Origin of the sequence: Myxococcus sp. CA033, assembly GCF_013336625.1 — a bacterium.
GTDB lineage: Bacteria > Myxococcota > Myxococcia > Myxococcales > Myxococcaceae > Myxococcus > Myxococcus llanfairpwllgwyngyllgogerychwyrndrobwllllantysiliogogogochensis.
In genome coordinates, this window is the sequence record NZ_JABUMU010000021.1 from 64,627 (window position 1) to 84,930 (window position 20,304).

Below are 20,304 nucleotides of genomic sequence, written 5' to 3' on the forward strand. Positions count from 1 at the left end.
TCCGCCCGCCTCTCAGGCCGCGCGGCCCAGGATCAGTCGCTGCCCCTCGCGGGCCGGCTCGCACACGGGGAAGAGGGTGCGCGCCTGCTCGGCCATGTCCTCCAGCGTCTCGTCGGTGTGCGCCGGGTCATGGTGGAACAGGCACAGCCGCCGCGCGCCCACCGTCTTCGCCACGTCCGCCGCGTCCATCATCGTCGAGTGGCCCCAGCCCTTCTTCGGGATGCCCTTGCGGCCGTCGTACTCCTCGGGCGTGTACTGCGCGTCCAGGCACAACACGTCCGCGCCCTCGAACAGCCGCGCCACCTCCGGCGTCAGGTCCTCGCGGCACAGCTCCACGTCCGTGGCGTAGATGAACGAGTGCCCATCCGCCTCCACCCGGTACGCCAGGCACCCCTGCGGGTGCGGCACGTCGATGGGCGTCACCTTGAAGGGCCCCACCTCCACCGTCTTGCCGTGCAGCGCGGACAGGAAGTCCATCCGCGAGCGCATGATGCTCAGCGGCACCGGGAAGTGCGGCGGCTGCATCTGCGCCGCCAGCTCCGACTGGAGCGCCTGCGCGCCATTCGCGCCGGGACCGTACATCGTCAGCTCCGTCGTGGGCAGGTACGCGGGCGTGAAGAAGGGGAAGCCCTGCACGTGGTCCCAGTGCAGGTGCGAGAAGAACATCGCGACCTTGTGCGGCGGGCCCTCGCGCATCATCACCTCACCCAACGCCCGGATGCCCGTGCCCGCGTCGAGGATCAGCCGGTGGCCCTGGCTCGTCACCTCCACGCATGCCGTGTTGCCGCCGATGCGCGAACCCGAGACAGCGATGCTCCCCCGAACGCCGTAGAACCGGATATCCATGACGACCTCCTCATTCAATGGAGGGCCTCCGTGAGGACGCCCTGATGCCCCGTGCTTGAGCACGTGGGATGCCATGTCCAAGTGGCTGGAATTATTGACGAGAGGTCTGACGTTGCGGGGCACCGCACCATTCTGGAGCGCCCCTGGATGGTGCGGCCGTACCATTCCGGGGCATCGAGAATTACGGGGAGTTCCGGCTGATGGCCGGGCTGCTGGGGGCCCTGGCGTTCATCGCCCGCGTGGGAGATCCGGTATAGGACGGAGCCATGGCGTTGATTGCGTTCTGCACCATCAAGGGCGGCGTGGGGAAGACGACGCTCTGCGCGCACGTGGCCTCCGCGCTGGCGGACATGGGCAAGCGCGTGCTGCTGTTGGACCTGGATCCCCAGGCGCACGCGTCGCTTGTGCTGGGGCTGGAGAGTCGCGAGGGGCCATGTGTCGGGGAGGCCCTGGGCGCGCGGCCCAAGTACCGGTTGGACCAGGTGGTGGTGGCGTCACCGAAGCGGCCCACGCTCTTCATCGCGCCGGCGGCGCCTCGCATGGCTTCGATGGAGCGCGAGCTGTTCCAATGGGGACACCGCCTGCAGGCGATTCCGCGCGCACTGAAGACGCTGAGCTGGACGCCGGACGTCATCCTCGCGGACACGCCGCCGAGCATCGGCGCGTACACGGAGGCGGTGCTGGGCTTCTCCGACCTCGTCGTGGCGCCGGTGCCCACGGGGGCCTTCGCGCTCCAGGGCCTGGGCGAAATCGAAGCGGCGTGGCGCGACGTGCGTGAGCAGCAGAGCGGCGAACTGGTGGCGGTGGTGAACCTGTGGGACCGGCGCACCACGGCGACCAACGAGGCGATGGAAGAGGCGCTGAAGGACTCGACGGTGCCGGTGCTGCGCGCGCGGATTCCGCGCTCGGAGTCCATCAATCAAGCGGGGCTGGGCTACGAGGTGGTGTTCGACACGAGCCCCGCGGCGCCGGGTGTCGAGGAGCTGCGGGCCCTGGCGCAGGAGCTGGCGAAGCGCGTGGGCCTGCGCTGACTTACGGCGTGGGCACCCGCCCCGGGAGCACGGGACGGGCGCCTTCGCGCGAATCAATCAGAGGTGGTAGTGGCCGGCGGCCTCGGGCTGGTAGGGCACGGCGACGATGCGCAGTCGCTTGGTGCGCCCGCTCGGCAGCGGCCAGGCAATGGACTGCCCCACGGACAGGCCGATGAGGGCGCTGCCGATGGGGGCGAGCACGGAGATGCGACCCTCGTCGCTCTTCGCGTCCCTCGGGTAGACGAGCGTGACCTGCCGCTGCTCGCCGGTCTGCTCATCCTCGAACAGCACGGTGCTGTTCATCGTCACGACGCTGGGAGGAACCGTCTCCGAGGACACCACCTGGGCCCGGGACAGCTCCGAATCAAGCATCTCCACGAGCTCGGCCGTACGGCCCCCTCCATGGTGGTCGATGACCTGGCGCAGACGCTCCAGGTCGGTCTCAGTCACGATGAGGGACTGCTCGCTGGTCATGTCGATGGCTCCCGTGAAAAGTAAAGAATGAGGATAGGGTCAACACCGCGCCAACGGCTGGGCGAAATATCTATTCCCGGCGAGCCCGGAGAGCCATGCGGGGCCTCAGCCGCCGTCGTCCGGGAGCTTCAGCACCCACCACTCGATTCCCTGGGCGCCGTCGTCCGCGAGGAAGAAGACCTGGGGCCCCGCGTGCGTGAAGAAGTAGGGGAGCGCGCCGAGCGGTCCGGGTACCAGTTCCTGTCGTAACCGCGTCCCCGACTCCATGCCGTGGGTCTCCCAGAGCTCCGCGCCATTGACGCCATCGTCCGCATGGAAGAGGGCCGTCGTGCCCACGCCTGTCATCCAGCGGGGCTCCGAGTGGGCGGGGCCCGGGTGGATGTCCTTCACGAGGAAGGCGCTGCCGGGCGTGCCGTCGGTGCGCCACAGCTCGATGCCGTGGGTGCCGTCATCGGCGCTGAAGAGGACGCTCGGGCCGAGCGCGCCGAACCACAGGGGATAGGAGCCCTCCGGGCCGGGATACACGTCGAAGGCCAGGGTGGTGCCGCTCTCGGTGCCGTCGCTGAGCCAGGGCTCGCGGCCCGCCAGGGGGTCCGCCGCCGCGAAGAAGACGCGGTCTCCCGCCACCGTGAAGGTGTCCGCGTACGAACCGCTCGGGCCCGGCCAGATGTCGCGCAGGAGCCGGGTGCCGCTCTCGGTGCCATCACTGACCCAGGGCTCCTCGCCGTGTTCGCCATCGTTGGCGGCGAAGATGAGCCGCGAGCCGAGGGCGGTGAGGGTGTTGGGGAATGAGCCGGTGGGGCCTGGCAGGAGGTCTTTCACCAGATGTGTCCCGGCCTCGGTGCCGTCGCTGATGCCGAGCTCCCATCCGGCGTCAGGGAAGTTCGCGAGGAAGAAGATTCGCGAGCCCACGACGGTGAGGCAGCGCGGCGAGCCGTCCTCGGCGCCAGGGGCCAGGTCCTTGACGAGCGTGGTGCCCGCGGGGGTTCCGTCCGTGCGCCACAGCTCCTCGCCGTGGTTCGCGTCGCGCGCGTTGAAGTACGCGATGCCGTCCAGCACGACCGGGGTTCCGTCGCCCTGGCTGCCCCCCGAGCCGGGTCGGATATCCTTCACCAGCACCGTGCCCTCGGTGGTGCCGTCCGTGCGCCACAGCTCCCGGCCGTGGACGCCATTGTCGGCGAAGAAGAGGACCCATGGGCCGACGACGAAGAAGTCGGAGGGCTCGGAGGATAGAGGGCCCGGGCGCAGGTCCTTGATGAGCACGGTGCCCGCCGGGGTTCCGTCCGTGCGCCACAGCTCCTGGCCGATGCTGCCGTCGTCCGCGTCGAAGTAGAGCGTGTTGCCTCGTGCCGTCCACGCGCGGGTGTTGGCGCTGCCTGGGCCCGGGAAGATGTCCTGGATGAGGCGCGCGGGCGAGGGGCTCGAGTGCAGCGTGTCCTCGTCGTCGCCCGTCCACAGCAGGTGCTTCGCGGCGACTCGGAAGTCGTAGCCCACGTCCCGTGCCCACAGCTCGGCGCCGGTGCCGCGCTCGTTCGCGGTGAAGAACACCCTACGGCCGCTGACCGTGAAGTCGCGCGCGGCGGATGAGAACGCACCGGGGGACAGGTCCTCCAGTCGAGAGGTTCCGCGTCCGGAGCCATTGCTGCTCCAGGGCTCGTGGCCCTTCCCGGGCTCGCGCGCGGAGAAGTACAGCCGTCCCCTGGCTTCACGGAGGAAGGCGAGGGCGGAGCCCTGGGGGCCGGGCACGAGGTCCTTGACGAGCACGGTGCCGTCGGGTGTGCCGTCGCTGCGCCACAACTCGTCACCGTGATCGGGGGACCAGGCGGAGAAGTAGAGGCGCCCGTCCATCGCGGTGAGTTCGCGGGGGTTGGAGCTGGTGGAGCCCGCGGCGATGTCGCGCACGGGGAAGGTTCCGAGCACGGAGCCATCGCTGCGCCACAGTTCGTCGCCATGGTCGGGGAAGCTGGTGACGAAGAAGAAGAGGTTGCCTGCGGCGCGAGCGCGCAGCGGCCCTTCGAGCGTGGGGAACGGGAGGTCCATGAGCCTCACCGTGCCACTCGGATTGCCGTTGCTCGTCCAGAGCGCGAGCGCGGGGAGTTCACCGGGAAGGTCGTCGTCGTCCTCGTAGCTGACGAAGAAGAAGAGTCGGCCGTCCACCTGGGTGAGCGCCCTGGGGCGGACGATGACGCCAGGTGGGGCGTCGACTTCCTTCACGGCGACGGTGCCGCTGGTCGTGCCGTCGCTGCGCCAGAGGACCCGGTCGACGAAGAAGTAGAGCCGGCCTTGAGCTGCGACGAGTTGGGAAGGGAAGGCGCCGGATGGACCTTCCGCGATGTCCTTCACCAGCGCGGTGCCTCCCTCGGTGCCATCCGTCCGCCACAGCTCGACGCCGGACTGGCCGTCATGGGCGAAGAAGAAGAGGTGCTCGCCGAGCTGGACGAGGCTCTCGGGATGGGAGCCCAGGGGGCCTGGACGCAAGTCCACGACGAGGCGGGTGTTCGAACTCCGTCCTTCACTGCGCCACAGCTCCTCGCCGTGCTCGCCGTCATGGGCGACGAAGTAGAGCGTGTCTCCCACGGCGGTGAACTCACGCGGCTCCGAGCCGAGGGGCCCAGCGCGGAGGTCCTTGACGAGGAAGGTGCCTCGGTCCGAGCCATCGCTCTTGAAGAGTTCGGTGCCTCGGGAGCGGTCGGTGGCGACGAAGTAGAGGGTGCCGTTGACGTCGGTCAGTTCATGCGGGCCGGAGCTGAGGCGGCCTCCCGCGATGTCGTCCACGGGGTAGGGGGAGTCCAGCACGTCCGGGGTGCCCCCCAGCTTTCCCATCGACAGGGTGTCCGCATCTCCTCCGCCACAGCAGAGCGCGGAGACCAGCAACGTGAGGAGCAGTGACAAAGGCAGGAGCGGCAACGCCATGAGGGACACCGTTCTTCGCGCGACATTTCTCGCGCGAGTGGGCGCCAAAGGTGGCTTGCTCCCGCCTCGTGAAAACCCACCCTCCAGGGACGGGGAATTGAGCGCCCGGGCACATCGCCACGGTCGGTCCGAGGCGACTCAGCGGCCGAAGCCGCGTCGAGAAGCGCGCCACGGTGGATGGAACAGTGTCAGCCTGGGGACCACTGTCTGGTCCGGAGGGCCAACATGTTCACGTTCATCGACGGCCTGTCGTCCTTCCTGACGCCGTTCGTTCCTTGTGACTCCGGCTCCTGGCGCTGCGTGAATGGGCCTCGGGAGTGCTGGAGGGCCACCCGTTCCAGCTCTCCGTCAGACATCGAAAGATGCCGACTGAACTGCGTCCCATGGCAGAGGACGTGGCCAACGCGCTGGCCGCGCACGCCACGTCCGCGACAGCACTCGCACGAAAGCTGGACCGCTCCATCATCGCGCTCTGGGGCTGCCCCCTCGAACGGCTCGACCAACGCGTCACCGTGGCCGAGCTTGTCGCCGAGGGACTTCAGCTCCAGACGTTCGAGCCCTGACGCTCAGAACGGACTGTCCGCGCCGCGTGTCGGCAACACCGACACGCCGCCGGACAAGTACGCGTCGATGGACTTCGCCGCCTCGCGGCCATCAGACAGGGCCCAGACGATGAGGCTCGCGCCCCGGCTGGCATCCCCCGCGCTGTAGACACCATCCGCCGAGGTGGCGAAGCGCTTGTCCACCTGCACCGTGCCGCGAGGCGAGAGCGCCACGCCCAGGTCGTCCACGAGTCCCGTTGTCTCCGGGCCGGTGAAGCCCATCGCCAGGATCAGCAGGTCCACCTCGAGCGTCGTCTCGGAGTCGGGAACCTCCACCAGCCTCGGGCCGCCGCCGACCGCGCGCTGCACCTCCACCTTCACGGCGTGCAGGGCCTCCAGCTTCCCGTCCGTGCCGACCAGTCGCTTCGTCTGCATCGCGAAGCCGCGCTCGCCGCCTTCCTCCTGGCTCGACGACGTGCGGAAGACCACCGGCCACCGGGGCCACGGGTTGTCCAGCGCGCGCACGGAGGGAGGCGAGGGGAACAGCTCGATTTGCTGCACGCTCTTCGCGCCCTGCCGCAGCGCCGTGCCCAGGCAGTCCGAGCCCGTGTCACCACCTCCAAGGATGACCACGCGCTTGCCCGCAGCGTTCAGTCGCTCCTGCTGTTCACCGTGCCCATCCACGAGCCGGTTCTGGTGCTCCAGGTACTCCATGGCCTGCACCACGCCGCTCAGCTCGCGCCCGGGCACCTCCAGCTCACGCGCCCGTCGCGCGCCCATTGCGAGCAAGAGCGCGTCATGTCGCCCGCGCAGTTCACGGAAGCTCACCGAGCCGCCCACGTCCACGCCGGTGCGGAACACCACGCCCTCCGCCTCCATCAGCGCGAGGCGACGGTCCACCACGGACTTCTCCAGCTTGAAGTCCGGAATCCCGTAGCGCAGCAGCCCTCCGGCCTTCGGGTCGCGCTCGTACACGGTGACGCTGTGCCCGGCCGCATTGAGCTGCGCCGCCGCCGCCAGCCCCGCGGGTCCCGAGCCCACCACGCCCACGGTGCGCCCCGTGCGCCGGGTGGGAGGCCGGGGCTTCACCCAGCCCTCCGTGAAGGCGCGCTCGGCGATCTCCTTCTCCATCTGCTCGATGGTCACTGCGTCGCGGTCGATGGCCAGCACACACGCCGCCTCGCACGGCGCGGGGCACAGCCGGCCCGTCATCTCCGGGAAGCCGTTGGTGCGGGTGAGGATGTCGTACGCCTCGCGCCAGCGGCCCCGGTACACGGCCTCGTTGAAGTCCGGGATGAGGTTCCCGAGCGGACAGCCCTGGTGACAGAAGGGGACGCCACAGTCCATGCAGCGCCCTGCTTGTCGCTTTGCTTCCTCGGGAGCCAGCGGCAGCGCGAACTCCCGATAGTCGCCCAGCCGCTCCTGCTTCTCACGCTTGTGCGGGTGGACGCGAGCCCACTCCATGAATCCGGTCGGCTTGCCCATGGTTCAGCCCCTCCCGCCGACGACGTGTTGGAGCTGCGCCCCCACCGAGGTCTCCGGTGGCTTCTTCGCCGCGCGTCGCGCCTGCAACACGCGCTTGTAGTCCGTCGGCATCACCTTTACGAACCGGGGCACCATCAGCTCCCAGTTGTCGAGCACCCGCCGCGCCAGCGCGCTGTGCGTATGCCGCAGGTGTCGCTCGACCATGCCGTGCACGAGCCAGATCTCCGACTCGTCCACCAGCGACTCCAGCTCCACCATCTCTAGGTTGCACCGCTGTCGGAACGTCGACTCCTTGTCCAACACGTACGCGGTACCGCCGCTCATGCCCGCCGCGAAGTTGCGGCCCGTGGGGCCCAGCACCACCACCACGCCGCCCGTCATGTACTCGCAGCCGTGGTCGCCCACTCCTTCCACCACCGCCTGCGCGCCGCTGTTGCGCACCGCGAAGCGCTCACCCGCGAGTCCTCGCAGGTACACCTCGCCCGCCGTGGCGCCGTAGAGGGCCGTGTTGCCCACCAGCACGTTCTCCTCCGCCACGAAGCGGCTGGACTGGTGCGGGTAGACGATGATGCGTCCGCCCGAGAGGCCCTTGCCCACGTAGTCGTTGGCGTCTCCCTCCAGCTCCATCGTGACGCCGGAGACCAGGAACGCGCCGAAGCTCTGACCCGCCGAGCCCTTCATCCGCACGTGCAGCCGCCCGTCCGGGAGCCCTCGCGCCCCATACTTCTTGGCGATCTCCCCGGACAGCATGGCGCCCACCGCGCGATGCGTGTTGCTCACCGGCCGCGTCAACAGCATGGCGGGCCCACCGTCGATCACCGCCTTCGCGTCGCGAAGCAGCTCGTGGTCCAGGTGGTCCGACACATCCTTGGAGCGGGGCACCGTGCAGTGACGGGGCTCGCTCTCCGGAGCAGCGGGCGCGGCCAGCAGCGCGGAGAGGTCCACGCGTCGCGCCTTCCAGTGGTCCACCGCCGCGCGCTGGCGCAGCAGGTCCACCCGGCCCACCAGTTCCTCCATCGTCCGAGCCCCCAGCGCCGCCATCTTGCGCCGCAGGTCCTCCGCGATGAGCAGGAAGAAGTTCACCACGTCCTCGGGCTTGCCCTGGAAGCGCTCTCGCAGCGCTCCGTCCTGCGTGGCGATGCCGGCCGAGCACGTGTTGAGGTGGCACTTGCGCAGCATGATGCAGCCCACGGCCACGAGGCTCGCGGTGGCCATGCCGAACTCCTCGGCGCCCAGCAGCGCGGCCACCAGCACGTCGCGCGCGGTGCGCAGGCCACCGTCCGCCTGCACTCGGATGCGCGAGCGAAGGCCGTTGTGCACCAGCACCTGCTGCGTCTCCGCGAGGCCCAGCTCCCACGGAAGGCCCGCGTGGTGGATGCTCGAAATCGGCGAGGCGCCCGTGCCGCCCTCGTAGCCGGAGATGACGACGCAGCCCGCGCCCGCCTTCGCCACGCCGGCGGCGATGGTGCCCACGCCCACCTCGCTCACCAGCTTCACGCTCACCCGCGCCTTCGGGTTGGTGGACTGGAGGTCGTAGATGAGCTGCGCCAAGTCCTCGATGGAATAGATGTCGTGGTGCGGAGGAGGGGAGATGAGCGTCACGCCCGGCGTGGACCAGCGGACCTTGGCGATGCGCTCGTCCACCTTGTGGCCCGGAAGCTGTCCGCCCTCGCCCGGTTTGGCGCCCTGGGCGACCTTGATCTGCAGCTCGTCCGCGTTGACCAGGTACTCGGTGGTGACACCGAAGCGCGCGCTCGCCACCTGCTTGATGGCGCTGCGGCGCAGGTCGCCGTGCTCGTCCGGCAGGTAGCGCCGAGACTCCTCGCCGCCCTCGCCGCTGTTGGACCTGCCACCCAGCCGGTTCATCGCGATGGCCAGCGTCTCGTGGGCCTCCGCGCTGATGGAGCCGAAGGACATGGCGCCCGTGACGAAGCGACGCGCCAGCGAAAGGGCCGGCTCTACTTCTTCCAGGGGGACGGGACGACAACCCTCGGTCACGACCTCCAGGAGACCGCGCAGGTTACAGTGCTCGTGCGTCTCGTCGTCCGCCAGCCGCGAGTACTCCGCGAACTGCGCCGCGTCGTTGCCGCGCACGGCCGCCTGGAGCTTCGCGATTGTCGCCGGGTTCCACTTGTGCCGCTCACCCTGTCGACGCCAGCGGTACTGGCCGCCCACGGGGACCTGGCCCTCCGCCGTTTCGAAGCCGCGCGCGTGGCGCTCCGCGACCTCGCGCCCCAGCTCGGGCAGGCCCACGCCTTCCACTCGGGAGGGCGTACCGGTGAAGTGGCGTTCAATCAGGCCGCGCTGAAGTCCCACCGCTTCGAACAATTGGGAGCCTCGGTAGGACTGGAGCGTGGAGATGCCCATCTTGGACATCACCTTCATCAGTCCTTCCTCCACGGCGTGGATGAAGCGCTCCTGCGCCTTCTCCGCGTCCACCCCCAGCTCGCCCCCGTCCGCCATCGCCCGCACCGTGTCCAGCGCCAGGTACGGATTCACCGCCGCCGCGCCGTAGCTGAAGAGGCAGGCGAAGTGATGCACCTCACGCGCCTCCGCCGTCTCCAACAGGAGGCCCGTGTACATGCGGATGCCGTCACGGACCAGTCGCTGGTGCACCGCGGACATGGCCAGCAGCGCGGGGATGGCCGCGTGCGTGACGTCCACGCCCCGGTCGCTCAGGAGCAGGATGCTCGCGCCCGCGTCCACCGCGTCGACCGCCGCCGCGCACAGCTTCTCCACCGCCGCTTCCAGTGCGCCCTCTCCGCCGTCCAGGGGATAGAGCAGCGACAGGCGCTTCGTCTCGAACAGGCCCTCGCCGTGGATGGAGGCAAGCCGTGCGAGCTGCCCGTTGGTGAGGATGGGGCCGGGCAGCGAGAGCCGATGGCACTGCTCGGGCGTCTCCTCGAAGGTGTTGCTCTCCGGGCCCAGCGCCGTCGCCAGCGTCATCACCAGCGACTCGCGCAGCGGGTCGATGGGTGGGTTCGTCACCTGCGCGAAGAGCTGGTGGAAGTACGAGAAGAGGCTGGGGGCCTGGTCGCTGAGCACCGCGAGCGGAGTGTCCGTGCCCATGGAGCCCACCGGCTCCTTGCCCGTCTCCGCCATGGGGGTGATGACCGAGCGGATGTCCTCCACCGTGTAGCCGAACGCGCCCTGGAGCCGTGTCAGCTCGTCGCCCCGCAGCCGCTCCGGCGCGGCGATGGTGGGCAGGTCGTCGAAGGTGAAGACGTTGCGTTGGAGCCAGCGACGGTAGGGCCAGCGCGTGCTGATGTCGCGCTTCACCTCCTCGTCCTCCAGGATGCGGCCCTCGGTGGTGTCCACCAGCAACATGCGGCCCGGCGTCAGGCGCCCCTTGCGGCGCACCTGCGAGGGTGGCACGTCGATGACGCCCGTCTCCGAGGCGAGGATGATGCGGTCATCCTCCGTGACGAGGTAGCGCGCCGGCCGCAGCCCGTTGCGGTCCAACGTCGCGCCGATGAGCTGCCCGTCCGTGAAGGCGATGGCCGCGGGCCCGTCCCACGGCTCCAAGAGCGCGGAGGAGTACTCGTAGAACGCGCGCTTCTCGTCCGACATCAGCGCGTCGCCCTCCCACGCCTCCGGAATCATCATCATCATCGCGTGGGGCAGGGTGCGGCCGCCCAGGTAGAGCAGCTCCACCATGTTGTCGAACTGCGCGGAGTCGCTCTTGCCCGGGACGATGATGGGCCACAGCGGCTCCAGGCTCCCGCCCAACCGCGCCGTCTGGAGCAGCCCGCGACGCGCCGTCATCCAGTTGCGATTGCCACGCAGGGTATTGATTTCGCCGTTGTGCGCGATGAAGCGGAACGGCTGCGCCAGCTCCCACGTGGGGAACGTGTTGGTGGAGAAGCGCGAGTGCACCAGCCCCAGCGCGCTGACGAACTCCGTGTGCTGGAGGTCCGGGTAGAAGCGCGGCAGGTCCGCCGGGAGCAGCAGCCCCTTGTAGACGAGCGTCTCCGAGGAGAGGCTGGCCAGGTGGAAGCGGCCCATCGGGTCCACGCCGCGCGCCTGCACGCGGTTCTCCGTCAGCTTGCGGATGCGGTACAGCTTGCGCTCGAACGCGCTGGGCACCACGCGGCGCCGCGCGATGAAGAGCTGGCGGATGACGGGCGCGGCCTCGCGAGCCACCGGCCCCAGGTGCTCCGGCGCCACCGGGACGTCGCGCCAGCCGAGCACGCGCTGCCCCTCCTCGGCGACGACCTCCTCCAGCACCGCCTCGCACGCGGCCCGGGCTTCAACCTCTTGCGGCAGGAACACCTGCGCCACGCCGTACTGTCGACGCGGAGGCAGCTCGAAGCCCAGCTCCGGCGCCTCATGCTCGAAGAAGCGGTGCGGCAACTGGACGAGGATGCCGGCGCCGTCTCCCGTTCGAGGATCCTTCCCCGCGGCCGCCCGGTGACTCAGGCGGTTGAGCAGTTCCAGGGCGTCCTCGACAATGCCTCGAGAGCGCTCACCTCGCAGGTGAGCCACGAAGCCCACTCCGCAGGCATCGTGTTCGGTCTCGGGCTCGTAGAGGCCGTACCGGCCGGGGAGGATCGCGGTCATCAACTTCCCCTTTCCCGCCTGACGCGGGAGGTCATCGCTGTGTCGCTACACGCTAACGCGACGCGTCGACTCCCGTAAAGAAGCCACGAGCGAGAGGCCGGTGGTCGGGCAGTGGGCCAAGGGGCCTTGCCGGCCACCCCCAAGACGGAGGCCCTCGTCAATGGGTGGCCAGTCGATTGCCCTCGGGGGAGGGGCGGCCTCGTCACGCCGTGGGAGGGACCCACCGTGGTGGGTGGACCGGGGGCGCTCGGGATTCGCTATGAAGCGGCGCGTCCGCGCGAGCTCTTCTCGCACGGCGTCATGAGGACCGCGCCATGCCCTACACCCCCATCATCGGCACCCTGGGCTACGTGATGTCGCCGGACGGGCAACGGGTGCTGCTGATCCACCGCAACGCCAGGCCCGACGACGCGCACCTGGGCAAGTACAACGGGCTCGGCGGGAAGATGGAGCGCGACGAGGACGTGGGCGCGTGCATGCGCCGCGAGATTCGCGAAGAGGCGGGCATCGAGTGCACGCGCATGGTCCTTCGCGGCACGCTGTCCTGGCCCGGCTTCGGCAAGCATGGTGAGGACTGGCTCGGCTTCGTCTTCCGCATCGACGCCTTCGAGGGCACGCCGCTGGAGCGCAACGCGGAGGGCACGCTGTCCTGGGTGCCCCTCGCCGAGCTTCCTCGCCTGCCCATGTGGGACGGAGACCGGCACTTCCTGCCGCTCGTGTTCGACGAGGACCCTCGGCCGTTTCACGGCGTCATGCCGTATTCCGGGGGACGCGCGTTGAGCTGGAGTTTCACGCGGCTGTGAGACGCACCCTGTCTGGGTTTGCCACGCGCGGGGTGCGTGTATTGGCCACTGTGATGAAACAAATACGTCCAAGTTGAGCTTGCGCGTTGACGAGCCCTGGCTCGCGGGCGTAGTTCTATGGATTCTGAAGATGAGAATGGTTCTCAATTTCAATATCCCCTCCGTGGAGGGCGTCCCGCCGGCCGAGCGGAGCGTGTCGTCCGGGCAACTGTTCCGCCTGGGCGAGACGTTGGAACGAGAAGGCGTCTGGGCCCGGTGGGGCTGGGCGCTCGTCATGGCGGTGGTGGCTCACGTGGGGGTGTTGGGGGTGGGAATGGCGCTGCCCGCGCCCGCCCAGGTGGCGCCCGTGGCGGAGGAGCCGGAGTTGGTGTTCCTCTCCTTCGCGCCCCCTCCGCCCGCCTCGGGAGGCGCTCCGCGTCCCGCTTCGGTCGAGCGTGCGTCGCGGCAGGCCCGCCCTCGCGCGCCGCGTCCGGTGGTGGTGCCTCGGGCCGTGGTGCCGCAGCAGAGGCCCGAGATCGTCGAGCCCACGCCGCCCGAGGAGGCTCCGGCCGTTGAAGAGGCGGAGACGAGCGTGCCCGAGGCCACCGCGGAGGCGCGTCCCGAAGACACGTCGAAGCCGAGCGTGGTGGGGGGCGTCGCGGGTGGGGTGGCTGGTGGCACGCAGGGCGGCATCGTCGGCGCTCCGGGGGGGACGGGCGAGGCGGTGGGGTTGGGGCAGGTGCTGCGACCTCCGTCCGTCTTGAAGCAGCTCACGCCGGAGTACCCCCGACGGGCTCGCGTCGATGGCGTCCAGGGGCTCGTCCTGGTGCGCATCATCGTCGGCACGGACGGTGAGGTTGAGACCGAGCACACGCGGGTCATCCGCTCCATTCCCATGCTCGATTCGGCGGCCATCGCGGCCGTCAATCGGTGGCGCTTCACGCCGGCCATCGGACGCCAGGGCAAGCCCGTGCGCGTCATCCTCGAGCTTCCCGTCCAGTTCTCCTTGAATTGAAGCAGGTCATGGCCCTCCCGCTCCGCAAGCCGCTGTTCTGGATTCATCTTGTCGTCGGTGTCGTCGTTGGCATCGTCGTCGCCATCATGTCGGTGACGGGGGTGGCCATCGCGTTCGAGTCCCAGGTGCTCGAGTGGGCGGAGGCCGAGGCTCGCGCCGTGCCGGCTCCCGAGGCGGAGGTCCGGCGGCTGCCCATCGAGGCGCTGGTGGCGAAGGTTCGCGAGGCGAAGCCCGAGGCCCAGGTGTCGGGTGTCACGGTGTATCCGTCCGCGACGGCGGCCGCGCAGGTGGCCCTGGGGCGCGCTGGCGTCGTGTTCGTCAATCCGTACACGGGCGAGGTGCGGGAGGGTGGGGCGAAGGGTTGGCGGGACTTCTTCCATGTGATGGAGGACTGGCACCGGTGGCTCGCGACGGGCGGCGACAATCGCGCCATCGGCAAGGCGATCACCGGCGCGTCCAACGCGGGCTTCCTGTTCCTGGCGTTGTCGGGGCTCTACCTGTGGTGGCCGCGCAAGTGGACGCTGAAGACGGTGCGTCCGGTGCTCTGGTTCAAGCGGGGATTGAAGGGCAAGCCTCGCGACTTCAACTGGCACAACGTCATCGGGCTCTGGTCGATGCCGGTGCTGGTGGTTCTCACGGCGTCCGGCATGGTCATCTCGTACAAGTGGGCGTCGGACTTCGTCTACTCGGTGACGGGCAACCCCGCGCCAGCGACGCAGGGGCCTCCGGGGTCCGCGGGCGTGAAGGTGACACCGCCGGAGGGTGGAGCGCCGCGCAAGGACCTGGGTGCGCTCCTCGCGACGGTCCAGGAGCAGGTGCCCGCCTGGGCGAGCATCACGTATCGGCTGCCGTCGCCGCCCCGCGGGGCGGGTGGGCAGGACAAGCCGTCCGCTCCCTCAGGGCAGGCACCGTCCGCGCAGCCACCGGCAGGGCAGGGTGAGCCTGGCGCTCGCGCCGAGGCTCCGGTCGTGGCGGGCGAGCGTCGCGCTGAGTCCCCCGTCACCAACAGTGAGCGTCGCACCGAGACACCAGCGGGTGAGGGTGCGCCTCGCGCCGAGCCGCGAGGTGGCGCGCCCGTCGCGGAAGGTGAGCGCCGTGTTGAGGCACCGGCCGCTGAGGGCGAGCGTCGCGCCGAGTCGCGGGGTAGCGCGCCCGTCGCGGAAGGTGAGCGCCGAGCCGAAGGCAAGTCGCGCGGTGAGTCGCGCGGCCCGAAGGGTGACAGCGACGGCAAGGTCGACGCCGTCACCTTCAACGTGAAGGAACAGGATGGATGGCCGCTGTTCGCCTCCACTCAGTTCTCGGTGGACCCGTTCTCGGGCGTCATCGCGAAGCGTGAGGGCTTCGCGGACTTCAACAGCGGACGCAAGCTGAGGACCTGGCTGCGCTTCCTCCACACCGGCGAGGCGCTCGGGTGGGTGGGCCAGCTCATCGCCGCGATGGCCTCGCTCGGTGGTGTCTTCCTCGTGTGGACCGGCTTCGCCCTGTCGTGGCGACGCTTCTTCCCGAAGCGAAACCCGCGCACTTCGACGCCCGCGCCGGCGTCGTCCGAGCCCACGCCCGTGAGCTCGCCGGAGACCCCCGCCTAGGACACCTCGAAACGGGCGGGCGAGGTTCCCGCGACGCCCCCGGGCGTCCCTTGGTTGATTCTGAAAATCGCAGTCATTCTCAATTTAACTGGAACGGCCCCTCGATGGGCCTGGGAGTGGGGAGAGTCATGTCGTTCATCAAGTCACGCAGCCCTGGAATCCGGACGAGCGCGGGTCACACGGGAGGAATTCGTTCCGCGCTGAGGCCGTGGGGTCCCGCGATGGGGCTCGCGTCGGCGCTGGCGGCCGGTGGGGCGGTGGCGCAGGAGCAGGAAGCACAGCAGGTGCCGGTGGCGGCGGAGGCCCCCGTGGAGGCCGCGCCCGTGGAGCCCCAGGGCACGACGCCCGCCCCGGAAGCCCAGGGCACCGAGGGTCACTTCACGCTGCCCACCGTGCAGGTGCAGGGCGACGCCGAGGGCTATCAGGTCAAGGAGAGCTCGCTGCCCCGCGTCCAGCGCGCGCTGGTGAATACGCCGCAGTCCGTGACGGTGGTGCCGGAGGAGGTGCTCGAGGAGCAGCAGGCGACCACGGTGCGGGATGCGCTGCGCAACGTCTCCGGCATCACGATGAGCGCCGGCGAAGGTGGCCGTCAGGGTGACGCCTTCATCCTGCGTGGTTTCTCCGCGCAGAACGACGTGTCTCGCGACGGCGCGCGAGACTTGGGCTGGTTCACCCGCGACACGTTCAACCTGGAGGGCGTGGAGGCGTACTTCGGTCCGTCCTCGGTGCTCTTCGGCCGTGGCTCCACGGGCGGCGCCATCAACCTGGTGACGAAGAAGCCCAAGCGCACGTCCTTCCAGGAGGTCGCGCTGAGCGGCGGCACCGCGCCGTCGGGCCGCGTCGAGGCGGACCTCAACGAGGCGGTGTCGGAGAACTTCCAGGCGCGCCTCAACCTCATGGGCCAGCTGGCCTCCACGGCGGGCCGCGATGTCGTCCAGGACAACCGGCTGGGCCTGGCGCCCTCGCTGCGCTTCAAGGTGGCGGAGCAGACCACGCTGGAGCTCGACTACCTCTTCCAGCGCGAGGACGGCCTTCCCGACTACGGCGTGCCCTACTTCAACGGCAAGCCCGTCACGGAGACGCTGGATGTCCCACGCGAGAACTTCTACGGCGTGAAGGCGGACACCGAGCGCGTGGATGCCCACGTCGCCACGGCGCGCCTCACCCAGGGACTGGGCGAGCAGTTCCAGTTCACCAACACGCTGCGCTTCGGTCGCGTGGACCGCTTCGCCAGCCCCACCGCGCCGCGAGGCCTCACCCCCGCGGGCGCGCCGACCACCATCGGCCGGCAGCGCTTCCAGACGGAGACGGACAATTCCGTCATCTCCAACCAGGCCACCGTGGGCGGCGAAGTGGAGACGGGCTTCATCAAGCACACCGCGAACGCGGGCGTGGAGCTGTCGTGGGAGAAGCGCGGCCAGTCCCGCGATAACCTCAACGCCGTGGGCCTGCCCACCGGACCCAACATCCCGGCGGACCTGTTCGAGCCGGACGCGGAGCCGGACCTGTCCGCGGTGTCGCCGGTGTTCTCCGGCTCCAACGTGAGCATCCAGCGGACGCTCGGCCTCTTCGCCGCGGACCAGGTGCAGGTGGGTCAGTACCTGGAGCTGGTGGGCTCGCTGCGCTGGGACGTCTTCAACACCGACTACTCCACCACGGGCAACACCGGCGCCAAGAGCCGGCTGCGCAAGAGCGACCACCTCTTCAACTGGCGTGCGGGCGTCGTCCTGCACCCGGCGGAGAAGGTGAGCGTCTACGGCATGTACGGCACGTCCTCCAGCCCCTCCGCGGAGCTGGGCTCGGTGTCCGCGGACACCGTGAGCCTGGACCCGGAGAAGAACGCCATCCTGGAGGCGGGCGCCAAGGCGGACCTGCTCGACGGCCGGCTCGGGCTGACGGGCGCGGTGTTCCGAATCACGAAGACGGACGCGCGCGTGCCCAACACGGACCCGGAGGGGCCGCCGCAGGTGCTCGAGGGTGAGCAGCGCGTGCAGGGCTTCAACGTGGGCATCGCCGGCACCATCGTCGAGCGCTGGAAGGTGCTCGCCAACTACACGCTGATGGACTCCGCCATCGTGGAGCACACGAACGCGTTCCTCGTGGGCCAGCGGCTGCCCAACACGCCGCGCCACAGCATCTCCCTGTGGACGACGTACTCGCCGCTGAAGGACTTCACCGTGGGCGGCGGCGCCGTCTACCAGGACGTGACGAGCGTCAGCAATCCCGCGGCGCCCACCACGGCGACCAGTTACGTGCCGAACTTCTGGCGCTTCGATGCGTTCGCCAGCTACGCGTTCGGCAAGGCGCAGGTCCAGCTCAACGTCTACAACCTCACCGACACGCTGTACTACGACCAGTACTACGGCGGCCACGCGGTGCCCGCCGATGGCGTGTCCGCGCTGCTGACGGCGCGTTACCGCTTCTAACCAAGAGGGTCGCGGTCATGATGTTGCACATTCCCAATGTCCTGACCGCGCCCGAGGTGGCCCGCTGCCGCGCGGTGATGGAGCAGGCGGACTGGACGGACGGCAAAGTCACGGCCGGCCACCAGTCCGCCCAGGTGAAGAAGAACCTCCAGCTCCCCGAAGGCGGCGCCGCCGCGCGGGAGCTGGGGGAACTCGTCCTGGCGGGGCTGGAGCGCAGTCCGCTCTTCATCTCCGCCGTGCTTCCGCAGCGCGTGTTTCCCCCGCTGTTCAACCGCTACGACACGAGCATGTCCTTCGGCTCGCACGTGGACGGCGCCATCCGCCCCGTTCCGGGGACGGGGCAGCGCGTGCGCACCGACGTGTCCGCGACGCTCTTCCTCTCCGCGCCGGACAGCTATGACGGTGGAGAGCTGGTGGTGGAAGACACGTACGGCCACCACGCGGTGAAGCTGCCCGCGGGGGACCTCATCATCTACCCGTCGACGAGCCTGCACCACGTCACCCCGGTGACGAGGGGGGCGCGGCTCGCTTCGTTCTTCTGGGTGCAGAGCATGGTGCGCGACGTGTCCCGGCGCGCCCTGCTGTTCGATATGGACACCGCCATCATGCAGCTCAACCAGGAGGTGCCCAGGAGCCCCTCACTGGTCATGCTGACGGGCGTGTACCACAACCTGCTCCGCCAGTGGGCGGAGCCCTGAGTCACCTCAGGTCCGGTCCTTGCGGACCACGACCTTGCGGCCGCGGATGGTCGCCGCCTTCAGCGCGGCGATGACGCGGTTGGCATCCGGCTCGGGGACTTCCACGAGCGAGAAGCCGTCGGCGATCTGAATGGCGCCGATGCGCGACGAGTCCAGGCCCGCCTCACCGGCGATGGCGCCCACCAGGTCGGCGGGACGCATGCCCGCCACACGGCCCGCGCCAATCCACAGCCGGGTGGTGTCCCAGGACGGAGGGCCCGCCGGGCGCTTCGGGGCGCCTCGCTCCGAGCGGACGGGACGCCCGCCCGGTCCCGACGAGGGGCCACTGGAGCGAGCCGGCCGCTCCGTCGCCGGCGAGACCGCGGGAATCTCCTCCTCTTCCTTCGCGCGGCCTTCGTCCTGCGAGTCCTGGAGCAGCTTCACGGCCGCCGCGGCGATGTCGAGCGGCTCGAACTCGCCGGCCAGGTCCTCCACGATGCTCCGCAGCGACTCCAGTCCGCCGGCCACCAGCGTCTCGCGCAGCGTGGCGCGCATCAGCTCCTGGCGACGGGCCCGGAGGTCCGCCACGGTGGGGATGGTGGACACGGTGATTCGCTGACCGGTGACCTTCTCGATGTTGCGCAGCAGCCGGCTCTCGCGGGCCTCGACGAGGGTGATGGCCACGCCCTCGCGACCCGCGCGGCCCGTGCGGCCGATGCGGTGCACGTACGCCTCCGGGGCGTTGGGCACGTCGAAGTTCACCACGTGGGACAGGCGGGGGATGTCCAGGCCGCGCGCCGCGACGTCCGTGGCGACGAGCAGGTCCGTGCCGTGCGACTTGAGCTGCTTGATGACGCGGTCTCGCTGCTCCTGCGTCATGCCGCCGTGGAGCGCGTGCGCGCGCCAGCCCCGGCCGTTGAGGGAGACGGTGAGGTCGTCCACCTCCGTGCGGGTGCGGCAGAAGATGATGGCGGCGGTGGGGGACTCCACATCGAGCAGCCGGCCCAGCGCGGCGATCTTGAACGAGCGCGGGACGACGTACGCGGTCTGCCGGATGCGAGGCAGCTCACCCGGCTCCACCTTCTCCTTGGCGATGCGCACGCGCACCGGCTGGTGGAGGTGGCGCTCGGCGATGCTGGCGATGCGCGGGGGCAGGGTGGCGGAGAAGAGGGCGGTCTGCCGGTTCTCGGGCGTCCCGGAGAGGATGGCCTCCAGGTCGTCGGCGAAGCCCATGTCGAGCATCTCGTCGGCCTCGTCGAGCACGACGGTGCGGACGTTCTCGAGCTGGAGGGTGCCTCGGCGCAGGTGGTCCAGGGCGCGGCCGGGGGTGGCGACGACGACATCCACGCCGCGCTTGAGCACGCGCAGCTGCTGGCCGATGACCTGGCCGCCGTACAGCGGCAGGACGGTGGCGCCCAGCTTCTGGCCGTAGCGGTGGATGGCCTCGGACACCTGCATGGCCAGCTCGCGCGTGGGGACGAGCACCAGGGCGGAGGTGTTGTGGGGGCCCGCCTCACCCGGGTTCAGGTGGTGGAGGAGGGGGAGGGCGAAGGCCGCCGTCTTGCCAGTGCCGGTGGCGGCGATACCGAGCAGGTCCTTCCCTGCGAGCAGCGGGGGGAGGGCGGCCTGCTGAATGGGCGTGGGCTCCTCGTATCCGAGGGCACTGAGCGCCTCCACGAGCTGGGGCTTGAGGCCCAGGGATTCGAAGGAGGCGACGGGGGGCGAAGACGGCGGTGCGGAAGTCACGTCGGGGCTTGTACCACCGGCTTCCTCCCTCGTGGCTTTAAGAATCGCCCTTCTGTCCCACATCTATCGCGTCCCTGGTGGGCGCTGGTGGGTGGACGGCCGCGAACCGACCCCTCACGTGGGGGGCGAAAGGTCCAACGGGTCAGGCTTCTTCGTCTGAAAGGACTGTCCGGACAAGGGCGTCGCCGGGCCTGAGCGGTGGAGGCAGACCCTGGGGCCCG

Annotated in this window: 13 protein-coding genes; 7 read left to right on the top strand and 6 right to left on the bottom strand. The window is 69.8% G+C overall.

Annotated elements, in window-relative coordinates; all coding sequences use genetic code 11:
* Positions 1-12: 12 nt before the first annotated feature.
* A complete protein-coding gene (locus HUA78_RS34265) occupies positions 13-846 on the bottom strand; it encodes an MBL fold metallo-hydrolase (RefSeq protein ID WP_141646228.1) in 834 nt (277 codons plus the stop codon).
* A 266-nt stretch (positions 847-1,112) separates the two neighbouring features.
* On the opposite strand from HUA78_RS34265, the gene HUA78_RS34270 reads away from it, so the two are divergent.
* Positions 1,113-1,877 (top strand): ParA family protein, encoded by a 765-nt coding sequence (locus HUA78_RS34270; RefSeq protein WP_174478087.1) that lies wholly within the window; start codon positions 1,113-1,115, stop codon positions 1,875-1,877.
* A gap of 57 nt (positions 1,878-1,934) precedes the next feature.
* On the opposite strand, the gene rnk is transcribed toward HUA78_RS34270, so the two are convergent.
* Both rnk and HUA78_RS34280 read right to left on the bottom strand, forming a co-directional pair.
* Complete coding sequence (rnk, locus tag HUA78_RS34275; RefSeq protein WP_141646227.1) at positions 1,935-2,351, bottom strand: nucleoside diphosphate kinase regulator; 417 nt, start codon at positions 2,349-2,351, stop codon at positions 1,935-1,937.
* Between the two features lie 105 nt (positions 2,352-2,456).
* Positions 2,457-5,264 carry an ELWxxDGT repeat protein gene (locus tag HUA78_RS34280; RefSeq protein WP_174478088.1) on the bottom strand — a complete coding sequence of 936 codons (2,808 nt, stop codon included), beginning with the start codon at positions 5,262-5,264 and terminating at the stop codon, positions 2,457-2,459.
* A gap of 362 nt (positions 5,265-5,626) precedes the next feature.
* Here HUA78_RS34280 and HUA78_RS34285 point away from each other — a divergent pair, with 362 nt between their 5' ends.
* Positions 5,627-5,827: a hypothetical protein gene (locus HUA78_RS34285; protein ID WP_217442696.1), complete on the top strand. Its 201-nt coding sequence runs from the start codon at positions 5,627-5,629 to the stop codon at positions 5,825-5,827.
* A gap of 3 nt (positions 5,828-5,830) precedes the next feature.
* Here the strand turns inward: HUA78_RS34285 and HUA78_RS34290 are convergent, their stop codons facing one another.
* Positions 5,831-7,291 (bottom strand): glutamate synthase subunit beta, encoded by a 1,461-nt coding sequence (locus HUA78_RS34290; RefSeq protein ID WP_174459287.1) that lies wholly within the window; start codon positions 7,289-7,291, stop codon positions 5,831-5,833.
* A gap of 3 nt (positions 7,292-7,294) precedes the next feature.
* Positions 7,295-11,851 (bottom strand): glutamate synthase large subunit, encoded by a 4,557-nt coding sequence (gene gltB, locus HUA78_RS34295; protein ID WP_174478089.1) that lies wholly within the window; start codon positions 11,849-11,851, stop codon positions 7,295-7,297.
* 314 nt (positions 11,852-12,165) lie between these two features.
* Between gltB and HUA78_RS34300 the strand changes: the two genes are divergently transcribed.
* The 5 genes from HUA78_RS34300 to HUA78_RS34320 all read left to right on the top strand — a co-directional run bounded on the left by HUA78_RS34300 (position 12,166) and on the right by HUA78_RS34320 (position 18,358).
* Complete coding sequence (locus HUA78_RS34300; protein ID WP_174478090.1) at positions 12,166-12,654, top strand: 8-oxo-dGTP diphosphatase; 489 nt, start codon at positions 12,166-12,168, stop codon at positions 12,652-12,654.
* A gap of 136 nt (positions 12,655-12,790) precedes the next feature.
* A complete protein-coding gene (locus HUA78_RS34305; protein WP_254624052.1) occupies positions 12,791-13,648 on the top strand; it encodes an energy transducer TonB in 858 nt (285 codons plus the stop codon).
* 8 nt (positions 13,649-13,656) lie between these two features.
* Complete coding sequence (locus tag HUA78_RS34310; RefSeq protein WP_174478091.1) at positions 13,657-15,234, top strand: PepSY domain-containing protein; 1,578 nt, start codon at positions 13,657-13,659, stop codon at positions 15,232-15,234.
* A 221-nt stretch (positions 15,235-15,455) separates the two neighbouring features.
* Entirely contained in the window at positions 15,456-17,660 is a 2,205-nt protein-coding gene (locus HUA78_RS34315; protein ID WP_254624053.1) for a TonB-dependent siderophore receptor, read from the top strand.
* A gap of 17 nt (positions 17,661-17,677) precedes the next feature.
* On the top strand, positions 17,678-18,358 hold the full coding sequence (locus HUA78_RS34320; RefSeq protein ID WP_174478093.1) for a Fe2+-dependent dioxygenase: 681 nt from the start codon (positions 17,678-17,680) through the stop codon (positions 18,356-18,358).
* Positions 18,359-18,364: 6 nt separating this feature from the next.
* Here the strand turns inward: HUA78_RS34320 and HUA78_RS34325 are convergent, their stop codons facing one another.
* Positions 18,365-20,083 (bottom strand): DEAD/DEAH box helicase, encoded by a 1,719-nt coding sequence (locus tag HUA78_RS34325; RefSeq protein ID WP_174478094.1) that lies wholly within the window; start codon positions 20,081-20,083, stop codon positions 18,365-18,367.
* Between the last annotated feature and the right edge of the window lie 221 nt (positions 20,084-20,304).